The organism is Planomonospora parontospora, assembly GCA_014647935.1.
In the GTDB taxonomy this organism is placed as follows: Bacteria; Actinomycetota; Actinomycetes; order Streptosporangiales; family Streptosporangiaceae; genus Planomonospora; species Planomonospora parontospora.
Genome location: BMQD01000026.1, coordinates 55,292 through 65,718 on the forward strand (window position 1 = coordinate 55,292; position 10,427 = coordinate 65,718).

General features: G+C 74.7%; 8 protein-coding genes and 1 pseudogene. 1 reads left to right on the forward strand and 8 read right to left on the reverse strand.

All coding sequences use genetic code 11. The features are described from left to right. Nucleotides 1-198 precede the first annotated feature (198 nt). Nucleotides 199-1,155 carry a helix-turn-helix transcriptional regulator gene (locus IEZ07_RS29670; RefSeq protein ID WP_191897803.1) on the reverse strand — a complete coding sequence of 319 codons (957 nt, stop codon included), beginning with the start codon at nucleotides 1,153-1,155 and terminating at the stop codon, nucleotides 199-201. A gap of 89 nt (nucleotides 1,156-1,244) precedes the next feature. Between IEZ07_RS29670 and IEZ07_RS29675 the strand changes: the two genes are divergently transcribed. After that, on the forward strand, nucleotides 1,245-2,105 hold the full coding sequence (locus IEZ07_RS29675) for an SDR family oxidoreductase (protein WP_191897804.1): 861 nt from the start codon (nucleotides 1,245-1,247) through the stop codon (nucleotides 2,103-2,105). Between the two features lie 91 nt (nucleotides 2,106-2,196). Here the strand turns inward: IEZ07_RS29675 and IEZ07_RS29680 are convergent, their stop codons facing one another. The 7 genes and pseudogenes from IEZ07_RS29680 to IEZ07_RS29710 all read right to left on the reverse strand — a co-directional run. Then, nucleotides 2,197-3,186 (reverse strand): AraC family transcriptional regulator, encoded by a 990-nt coding sequence (locus IEZ07_RS29680; RefSeq protein ID WP_191897805.1) that lies wholly within the window; start codon nucleotides 3,184-3,186, stop codon nucleotides 2,197-2,199. Nucleotides 3,187-3,377: 191 nt separating this feature from the next. Continuing rightward, nucleotides 3,378-4,682: an RNA polymerase sigma factor gene (locus IEZ07_RS29685; protein WP_204054679.1), complete on the reverse strand. Its 1,305-nt coding sequence runs from the start codon at nucleotides 4,680-4,682 to the stop codon at nucleotides 3,378-3,380. Further along, a complete protein-coding gene (locus IEZ07_RS29690; protein ID WP_191897807.1) occupies nucleotides 4,679-5,098 on the reverse strand; it encodes a YciI family protein in 420 nt (139 codons plus the stop codon). The genes IEZ07_RS29685 and IEZ07_RS29690 overlap by 4 nt, the downstream gene beginning before the upstream one ends. A 148-nt stretch (nucleotides 5,099-5,246) precedes the next feature. Continuing rightward, nucleotides 5,247-6,326, reverse strand: a complete 1,080-nt coding sequence (manA, locus tag IEZ07_RS29695) for a mannose-6-phosphate isomerase, class I (RefSeq protein ID WP_239320879.1) — start codon at nucleotides 6,324-6,326, stop codon at nucleotides 5,247-5,249. Then, nucleotides 6,326-7,354, reverse strand: coding sequence for an ROK family protein (locus IEZ07_RS29700; protein WP_191897809.1), 1,029 nt, complete (start codon nucleotides 7,352-7,354; stop codon nucleotides 6,326-6,328). The genes manA and IEZ07_RS29700 overlap by 1 nt, the downstream gene beginning before the upstream one ends. 345 nt (nucleotides 7,355-7,699) lie before the next feature. Continuing rightward, the gene (locus IEZ07_RS29705) at nucleotides 7,700-9,940 is read right to left on the reverse strand and encodes a glycoside hydrolase family 3 N-terminal domain-containing protein (RefSeq protein WP_191897810.1); all 2,241 of its coding nucleotides are present in this window, start codon (nucleotides 9,938-9,940) and stop codon (nucleotides 7,700-7,702) included. Nucleotides 9,941-10,234: 294 nt separating this feature from the next. Continuing rightward, nucleotides 10,235-10,427 (reverse strand): annotated as a pseudogene (locus IEZ07_RS29710) (hypothetical protein); the annotation flags it as partial.

The following is a 10,427-nucleotide window of genomic DNA, read 5'->3' on the forward strand; positions in this document are numbered from 1 at the left end:
GTTTTCCGGTGGATGGTCGATCGGCGCCTGAGAAGAACGGTACGGCGGGCGCCGCGGTCCGGGCCATCCGCTCAGCGCGGGTTCCGTCCGCCTGGCGCGGGATTTCCGCGCGCGGAGGGGTCCGTCATCGGTCGTCCGCACGTCGTCCGCGAACCGGGGCGCAGAAGCGGCCCTCCGGACGGGTCCGGACCCGCCCGGCTAGGCACTCCCGGCCCGGAGGAGGCGTTCACCCAGTTCACGCAGGTACCGGTGGAACTCCGGCGGATGGACGACGTCGAAGTCCGCCCTGGTGGCGGCCAGGATCAGCACCGGCCAGTCGAAGTCGTCCACCTGCAGCCGCAGCAGGCACGAGCCGTCGTCGCCCGGCTCCACCCGGCCTCCAGCGGCGGCTGTGATCGCTTCGACGACGGCGGCCGCAGCGTGCACGCGCACGGTGACGTCCCACCGCGCGGGACGGGAGCCGATCCGGTCCTGGACGAAGACCGCGGCGTCGGCGGCCGGTGGTTCACGCCGGCGGAACCGGGCCCCGGTGGCGGCGGCACCGGTGAGACGGTCCAGCCGGAAGACGCGCCAGTCGGCTCGATCGAGGTCCCAGGCGACCAGGTACCAGCGCCGCCGGAGCATGACGAGCCGGTACGGCTCGACCCGTCGGCCGGCCGGCTCACCCGACGAGGGTGTGTAGGTGAAGGTGAGCCGTTCGTCGTCGCGGCACGCCTGGGCGATCACGGTCAGCGTGGTCGCGTCGGTCCGGGGGCCGTCCAGCGGTGAGACGACGGTGGAGGCGCGCAGCGCGTCGACCCGGCGGCGCAGGCGGGGCGGCATCACCTGGATCACCTTGGCCAGAGCCTGCAGCGAGGTCTCCTCGATGCCCTCGACGGTACCGTCGGCGGCGGTGCGCAGGCCCACCGCGATCGCCACGGCCTCGTCGTCGTCGAGCAGCAGCGGCGGCATCGCCGTACCCGAGCGGAGCCGGTAGCCGCCGGCCAGGCCGCGACCCGAGTGGACGGGATAACCCAGTTCGCGCAGCCGGTCGATGTCACGGCGCAGGGTGCGCTCGCTCACCCCGAGCCGGCCGGCCAGCTCTCCGCCCGGCCAGTGGCGATGGGTCTGCAGCAGGGACAGCAGGCGCAGCGTGCGTGCACTCGTGTTCGCCATGACTTCAGGATCCCGTCCATTCCGGTCAGGAAGTGGCCGGAATGGACTCTAGCGTTGCCCTCGTGGTCGGAACGGCGAAAGGAACGCACATGAGGATCCTGGTGACCGGGGCGACGGGCTTCGTCGGCCGCAACGTGGTGGACCGGTTGGTCCGGGCGGGCACCGAGGTGCGGGCGCTGACCAGGAACCCGGCGGCCGCCGGACTACCGCCGCAGGTGGAGGTGGTGCGGGGCGACCTGGCCGAGCCCGGGAGCGTCGCGCCCGTGTTCGACGGGATCGACCGGATGTACTTGTTCCCGGTGGACGAGACCGCACGGGAGGTCGTGGCGATGGCCGAGCGGGCCGGAGTACGGCGGGTGGTGGACCTGTCGGCGGCGTCGGTGACCGCGGGCCTGCACACCAACCCGGTGGAGGAGGCGGTCGAGGAGTCGGGGATGGAGTGGACGCACGTGCGGCCGTGCGGGTTCATGGTGAACACGCTGCAGATCTGGGCGCCCTCCGTCCGAGCTGAGCGGGTGGTGCGCTATCCGTTCGCCGACGAGCCGACGATGCTCGTCCACGAGGCCGACATCGCCGCCGTCGCGGTGGCCGCGCTGCTCCAGGACGGCCACCACGGCCGGGCTTACACGGTCACCGGTCCCGGCCTGGTGAGCGTCCGCGAGCAGGTCGCGGCCATCGGCGCGGCGCTCGGCGAGGAGGTCCGCTACGAGGAGGTCACCCGGGAGCGGGCGCGGGAACTGATGAGGGCGCAGGGCGGTTTCGCCGCCGAGTCGGCCGACCTCATGCTCGGGTTCGCCGAGTACGGCGGCGACGCGCCCGAGGGCGGCGGCTACGCCGAGCAGGACTGGTCCACACTGATGCGGGTCTGGCCGGACGTCGAGCAGGTCACCGGCCGGCCCCCGCGTACGTACGCCGAATGGGCCCGCGACCACGCGGCCGACTTCCGCTGACCCTCCCGGTCCCGTGCACCTCGCCCGGGCACCCGGGCCCCAGGTCGCGAGGTCGCCTTCGGAGACCTTCGCATCGCCGGCCGGGACTCCCTCAGCGGCCGCGCAGCGTCTGCGACGGCGCCTGGCCGTACCTGGCCCGGTAGGCCGCGGCGAAGCGCCCCTGGTGCAGGAAGCCCCAGCGCGCGGCCACCCCGGTCACGGTGCGGTGGGCGGGGTCGCCGGCCGCCAGCTCCTCGTGGACCCGGCTCAGCCGCACGTCCCGGAGGTAGGTCATGGGGGTCAGGCCGAGGTGGCGACGGAACCCCTCCTGGAGGGACCGGCCGCTGACCGCCACGGCGCGCGCGACGTCGCCGGTGGTCAGCGGCTCGTGGGCGTGGCCCTCGATGAACTCCATCGCCCGGCGCACCACCTTGGGCACGGCCGCGGGGCGGGGCGCGTTCAGCAGGTCCCGGTGGTTCGACGGCTGCATGGTGAGCAGCGAGGTGAGCAGGGCGCCCTCCAGGTGGGCGACGGCGAGCGGCTGCGCGGCGAGGCCGTCGTCGCACTCCGCCGCCGCAACGAGCAGGTCGGCCATCGACCGCCAGCCCCGCGCCCAGCCCGCCGTCATGTCCACGCCCAGGTCGAAGACCAGGGGCCGGTCGGGCCGCCGGCCGAGCATGCGCTCCAGCGCCTCCTCTACGGCCAGCCGGTCGAACTTGACGATCAGCTGCGGGCAGCCCGCCGCCCAGCGCATGTCCAGGTACTCCGTCGGCGAGGGCAGGGAGGCCAGTGCGGGCGTCGAGACGATCTCCTGCCCGCCGCACCGGATCAGGCTGCGCCCGGCGAGCGGGATCTGCACCAGGAAGAAGGACTCCAGCTCTCCAGGCTCGATGCGCACGTCCGCGCCGTAGTCGAGGTAGTTCACCCGCACCGAGCCCGGCTGCGCGGAGTTGAGCCGGGCGGCCAGCGGCGCGGCCCGGCCGGCCGGCTCCAGCCGGTGCGGGCAGAACACCCTGGCCACCTGCTCGCGGGCCTCGTCGAGGTCCGCGGTGCCGAAGACCGCCCTGTCCGCGAGCGGGACCCGCTCCTGCACCTCGCCCATCGACGCTCCCGCCCCGGGTCACCATCGCCTGTACGGCGGCGCACGACCGGGTGCGCCGCCGTACCGATGGTGGCGGACGGGGGCCCGGCCGACCATGTACAAATACGCAGACTCCCGTACCGCCCGGCGCGGGGCGGGAACACCCGACCGGCCACGGGCCGGTGCCGCGTCCGCCGGGCGGGACCCTCCGCTCAGGTCAGCGCGGCCGCCTTGCGCAGCAGCACCGACCGTTCGCGGAGGTTGCGGCAGAGCCGGGCGGCGAGCTCCAGCTCCGTCCGCGCCTCGGCGGTCCGGCCCAGGCGGGCCAGCAGTTCGCCGCGCACGCTCGGCAGCAGGTGCGACCCCGACAGGCGGTCGGAGGCGACCAGCTCGTCCACGATGGACAGCGCCCGCCCCGGTCCGTCCGCCATCGCGACGGCGACGGCCCGGTTGAGCTCGACGACGGGTGAGGGGGCCACCCGGCCCAGCGCCTCGTACAGGAGCACGACGCGCTCCCAGTCGGTCTCCGGCACCGAGGGCGCCGACGCGTGGCAGGCGGCGATCGCGGCCTGCAGCCCGTACGGTCCCAGGCCGCGCCCGGCGGCCGAGGCCCGGCCGAGCGCGGCCATGCCCCGGCGGATCGCCGACCGGTCCCACAGGCGCCGGTCCTGGTCCTCCAGGAGCACCGCCTCGCCGCCGGGCCCGACGCGGGCCGGAAAGCGCGCGGCGGTGAGCTCGAACAGGGCGAGCAGCCCGTGCACCTCCGGCTCGCCGGGCAGCAGCGCGGACAGCGTCCGGGCCAGCCGGATCGCCTCGTAGGCGAGGTCGGAGCGGAGCAGCCGGTCGCCGCTCGTCGCCGTCGACCCCTCCGTGAAGATCACGTACAGCACGCTCAGCACCCCGCCGAGCCGCTCGCGCCGTTCCCCGGCCGACGGCGGTTCGAACGGCACCCTCGCCGCGGCGATCGTCTTCTTCGCGCGCGTGATCCGCGCCTGGACGGTCGGCACGGGAACGAGGAACCCCCGGGCGATCTCCTCGCTGGACAGGCCGGCGACCACGCGCAGTGTCAGGGCCACGCGGGCCTCGGGCGCGAGCACCGGGTGGCAGGCCGTGAACATCAGCGCCAGGACGTCGTCGTCGATCCGGTCGGGGTCCCACGGCAGGTCGTCCCGCCGGTCCGGCGGGACCGCCGCGCCGGAGCTCGCCTCCCCCTCGGTGAGCCGGCCGGCGAGCGCGGCGTACCGCTCGTCGAGCGCCGACCTGCGGCGGAAGGCGTCGATGGCGCGCCGCCGCGCGGTCGCCAGCAGCCAGCCCACCGGGCTCTCCGGTGCGCCCTCGCGCGACCAGGTGACGAGCGCCTCCGCCACCGCCTCCTGCGCGACGTCCTCGGCGAGCTCGAAGTCCCCGGTGTAGCGGGTCAGCGCGCCGACGATCCGGGCGGACTCGATCCGCCAGACGGCCTCGACGGCCCGCCGCGCCGACTCGGTGCGCGGCGGGCCGCCGGCCCCGGGGCTCACAGCTGGCCGGTCCGCTCGCGCCACGCCCGCTCCCTGGCGATCCACTCGTTGTCCTGCGGGAACTCGTCGATGCCCGGCACGCGGCGGATCTCGCACTTCGTGCCGGGGAACGCCGGGATCCGCCTGGCCCACTCGACCGCCTCCTCCTTCGAGGCCACGTCGATGATGTAGAAGCCGCCGAACAGCTCCTTCGTCTCGCCGTACGGGCCGTCGGTGACCACCGGAGTCTCGCCGCCGAAGTCGACCACCACGCCCTGGGCCGGGTCCTCCAGGCCCTCGGCGGCCACCAGCACGCCGGCCCGGATCAGCTCGTCGTTGAAGCGGCCCATGGTCTCGAGCATCTGCTCGAAGGGCGTCTCCGTCATCTTCGCGAGGGACTCGTCGGTGCCGCGCAGGATCAGCATGTACTTCGCCATCTTCGACCTCCTTGACTCCGGGGCCGCCTCTCGACCCCGTCACCCCTAGGTCGAACGGGGCGGCCGCGGATCGACACGCCGGACGGGAACAGTCCGATTATCTTCCACCCGTTCCCGCGGCCCCCGGCGCGGCCGGCCCCGGATGCCCTCAAAGCGGGCCGGCGGTTCCCGGTTCCGCGCAGAACACGGTGCCCGAGGTGGTCACCGTGGCGGCGCCGCCGGCCGCCGGGACGAAGGCGGACTCCCCCGCCGTCAGCCGGAGGGGGCCGGCGTCGGCCGCGCCCTCGGTGCACAGCAGGATGCGGGGCGTCCCGCCCGCCAGCCGGTGCTCCCCCGCCCCGGTCAGCCTCCGCAGCCGGAACTCCGGGGACGGCACGGCGTACAGGCCGTCCCGCTCCTGCACCGGCAGGGGGACGGCCGCCGGGTCGGTGACGCGCAGCAGTTCGGGGACGTCGAGCGGCTTGGCGGTGAGCCCGGCCCGCATGACGTTGTCGGAACCTCCCATGATCTCCACCCCGAACCCCCTGAGGTAGCAGTGGAGCACCCCCGCACCCAGGAAGAGCGCCTGCCCGGGGGCGAGTTCGTGCCGCCGCAGCAGCAGCGGGGCCAGGCAGGCGGGGTCGCCCGGGTGCTGCCGGGCCAGCCGGGCGACCAGCGCGTAGTCGGGGTGGTGCACCGAGGAGGCCGCCCAGGCGATCCGCTCGGTGGCCCGGTCGCCTTCCAGGAGGACGCGCAGGGCGTCGAGCACGGCGCCCCGCCGCAGCAGCTCCGCCGTCTCCGCCAGCGCCGGCACGCCCAGCCGGTCGACGAGCATCGCGGCCTGCTCCGGAGGGCGGAACCCGGCCAGCGCGGTGAACGGCGTGAGCGCGCACACCAGCTCCGGCTTGGCCCAGGGATCGCCGTACACGCCCCGGGCGTGGCCGTCGGCCGCCTCCCCGGCGGAGGGGTGCACCTGCAGCGAGAGCGGCCGGGCGACCGCGATGAGCTTCATCAGGTACGGCAGGCGCGCGCCGAACCGGGTGAGCGTCTCCTCACCCAGCTGCCCGAGGGGGTCGGCGGCGATGGCCTCGGCCAGCGAACGCCCGTCTCCGCTCAGCAGCGACGGGCCGGCGGGGTGGGCGCCGAGCCACATCTCCGCCTCCGGGCCGGGGGCGGGCACGGGCCGGCCGGTGAGGGCCGCGATGTCGGTGCGCGACCCCCAGGGGTAGTCCTTGACGGGGTTGGTCATCAGGTGCACGCGGTGCTCCTCGGTTCGCGGGCCGTGGCACCGGCGGGCACCGGTTCGCGGGCCGGGACACCCCCGGACACCGGTTCGCAGGCCGGGACACCGGCGGGCGCCGGCGAGGCCCCGGGGCGGGAGAGAGACAGGACCAGGGCGGCGGCGCCGAGCAGGCCGGCGTCGCGGCCCAGGGAGGTCGCCTCCACCCGCAGGCGGTGCAGGAAGCCGAGCCCGGCGTTGCGGGCGACGGCCTGCCGGAGGGGGTCCAGCAGGACCGGGCCGGCGGCGGCCACGCCTCCCCCGACGACGACGCGGTCCAGGTCGAACAGGGCCGAGGCGGTCAGGATCGCGGTGGCCAGCGCGCCGGCGGCCCGCCGGAACGCCGACTCGGCGACGGAGACCCCGGCGCGGGCGTCGGCCGCGAGAGCCCGGGCGTCGTCACCGGTCCAGCCGTTCGCGCGGGCCCAGCGCACCATGCTCGGCCCGCTGGCGACGGTCTCCACGCAGCCGGCGGCCCCGCACGGGCACGGTTCGCCGTCCGGGTCGACGGAGATGTGGCCGATGTGCCCGGCGTTGCCGGTCGGGCCGAGGTGGGGGACGCCGTCGAAGACGAAGCCGCCGCCCACCCCGGTGGAGACGACCATGCCGAGCACGGCCCGGGCCGGTTCCCCCTCCGGCAGTCCCCGCCACCACTCGCCCAGCGCCATGCACTGGCCGTCGCCCGCCAGCCGTACGGGACGGCCGGGGACCAGCCGCCCGAGGGCGTCCAGCAGCGGGAAACCCCGCCAGGCCGGGATGTTGACCGGGCTCACGGTGCCGGCCACCGGATCGAGCGGGCCCGCCGAGCCGACGCCCACGCCCTCCAGCCGGGCGGCGGGCACCCGGTCGGTGACCCGGCCGACCACCTCCAGCAGCGCCTCCTCCGGACGGGCCCGGTCCTTCAGCGGGACCTCGGCGCGCGTCACCACCGTGCCGTCCGCGTCCACCGCGGCGGCGGCGAACTTGGTGCCGCCGATGTCCACGGCCAGGACGGTCACGACCCGGCCTCGGAGGCCGGACCCGCGGCGGGCAGGCGCTTGCTCACTGTGTCCTCCGGGTGCATGGGGAAGCCGATTAACCGGATAAGCAGGAAGAATCTACGATTCCTATGACAACGTTGTCAATCGGCCGCTGCTGGGACGGTCCGTACCTCGGTGAGGTACGGGTGGCTTCGGCGCGGCGACGTCCCGGGTGGCGAACCCCGGATCCGCGGGGACTCGGGGACTCGGGGACTCGGGGAGAGAACGCTTCCACGGGGCCGGTCCGGTCTGCCTGCATGCCGCGCGGTCCTCCCCTGGGACCGCACGGGGCCACGGGGGCCGCGCGAAGGCGCCCCGGGGCCGTCAGCCGATCGAGCAGGCGGTGCCGTTCAGGGTGAAGGCGTCCGGGACCGGGTTGCTTCCGTCGTGGGTGCCTTGGAAGCCGAAGGAGGCCGTTCCCAGGGACGCGTTCCAGGCCGCGTTCTTCGCGGTCACCTGGCGGCCGGACTGGGTGAGGGAGACGTTCCAGGAGCCGGTGATCCTCTGGTTCGCGCCGAAGGCCCACTGGAGGGTCCAGCCGCTGACGGGGGTCGCGGACCTGTTGACGATCGTCACCTCGGCCGTGAACCCGTTGCCCCAGCTGTTCGTCCGGTACGTCACCGCACACCCATCGGTGGGCGTGGGTGTCGGCGTGGGTGTCGGCGTGGGTGTCGGCGTGGGTGTCGGCGTGGGTGTCGGCGTGGACGTCGAGTAGGTGAGGCCGAAGCCGTACTCGAACAGTGCCGGCTTGCCGTCCCCGGCGTTGATCGGCTGCTGCCCGGCCTCGCGCATCCAGGTCATCGGCAGCCTCCCGGTGGGAGCGTGGTCGCCGAACAGCACGTCGGCCACCCCGCCGCCCTCGGTGCCCGGCAGCCACGCCGCCAGCAGCGCGTTCCAGTCGCCGAGCTGCGCGGCGACGTCCAGCGGCCGCCCGGAGACCAACACCACCGCCACCGGCACCCCCGCCGCCCGGATCCGCTGGAGCGTCGCCAGGTCCGCCGTGTCCAGGCCGAGCGAGCCGGGCCGGTCGCCCTGGCCCTCGGCGTACGGCGTCTCCCCGACCACCGCGATCGCGGCCCGGTAGGAGGAGTCGACACCCGACCCGTCGCGGCTGTAGGTGACGGTCGCGCCGGATCCCACGGCGTTCCTGACGCCCTGCAGGATCGTCGTCCCCGGCGTGGTGTTCCCCGAGGAGCCCTGCCAGCTGATCGTCCAGCCGCCGCTCTGGTTGCCGATGTCGTCGGCGTTCCGCCCCGCGACGAAGATCTTCCCTCCGCTCTTCGCCAGCGGCAGGAGCCCGTCGTTCTTGAGCAGCACCTGGGACTTCCGTACGGCTTCGCGGGCCAGCGCGCGGTGCTCGGCGCTGCCGACCCCGCCGGTCAGGGACCGGTCGGACAGCGGCCGCTCGAACAGCCCGAGCTCGAACTTCTTGGTCAGGATGCGCCGGTTGGCGTCGTCGATCCTGGACATCGGCACCCGGCCGGCCTGCACCTCGGCCTTGAGCAGCGAGACGAACCGGCGGTAGTCGTTGGGGACCATCACCATGTCGATGCCCGCGTTCACCGCCGACCGGACCTCCTCGGCGGTGAAGCCCTCCTGTCCGTCCAGCTGGTCGATGCCCGCCCAGTCGGACACCACGAAACCGGTGAAGCCCAGCTCGCCCTTGAGGACGTCGGTGATCAACTGGCGGTGGCCGTGCAGCTTGACCCCGTTCCAGCTGCTGTAGGAGACCATCACCGACCCCACGCCCCGCTCGACCGCGGCCCTGAACGGAGGCAGGTGGACCGCCCGCAGCTCGGCCTCGCTCAGCCGGGTGTCGCCCTGGTCGTCGCCCCCGGTGGTGCCGCCGTCGCCGATGTAGTGCTTGGCGGTGGCCAGCACGGACGTCCGGCCGTCCAGCGAGGGCCCCTGGAAGCCGTCGACGATCGTCGTCATCGCGCTCACCAGGTCGGGGTCCTCCCCGAACGACTCGTAGGTACGGCCCCACCGGTCGTTGCGCGCCACGCACACGCACGGCGCGAACGTCCAGTCCACCCCGGTGCCCGCGACCTCCTCGGCGGTGGCGCGGCCGATCCGCTCGACCAGGCCGGGATCGCGCGTGGCGCCCAACCCGATGTTGTGCGGGAAGATCGTGGCCCCGGCGACGTTGTTGTGCCCGTGCACCGCGTCCACGCCGTAGATCATCGGGATGCCGAGCGGGGTCGAGAGCGCCTGCCGCTGGAAGGCGTCGTACATGTCCGCCCAGCCGGTCGCGTTGTTCGGCGAGGGCGCCGAGCCGCCCCCCGACAGCACCGAGCCGATCCGGTACGTCGCCAGGTCCGACACCGGGCTGAGCGCTCCCCGTTCGGCCTGGGTCATCTGCCCGACCTTGTCGTCCAGCGACATCCTGGGCAGCAGGTCCGCCACCCGCTCCGGCACGCTCAGCGACGGGTCCTGGTACGGCGCGGCGAACGCCCGCGCCGCCGGGCGGCTGCCGGCGGCCTGGTCCGCGACCGTCAGGGCCACGGCGAGCAGCAGGGCGGACAGCAGCGACAGCGGAACGCTCAGGCGCCGTGCAGACGTCATCTCGGTCCTCCTCGACATCGAGGAGACCGTAGGAAGCGCCGGTCCCGCGAGGCAATCCCCCGTCCTGCGCCGTGCCCGCGACCTGCGCCTCCCGAAGAAACTTTCACGCGACCGCGCCACCCGCGCCACCCGAGGAACCGGCGGGGAAACGCGTGAGCGCCCGCCTCCCGGGTTTCCGGGGAGGCGGGCGCTGGGTCGGGGCCGGCCGGATGCGGCGGGCGGTCGGTTCGGAGTGGACGGTCGGTGCGGGGCGGGCGGCCGGTGCGGGGCGGGCGGCCGGTGCGGGGCGGGCGGTCACTTCAGGATCGGCAGGCGCGCGACCAGGGGGGTGGCGGCCCAGCGGGCGCCCAGGCCCAGGGTGTCGCCGGCGCGGGTGAGGGCCAGGGTGACCAGGACGATGGCGTAGACGATGTGGTCGTCCACGGCGGGGTTGGTCTCCAGGGGCAGGGCCGCGGCCCACATCAGCAGCATCATGGTCGCGCCGGCG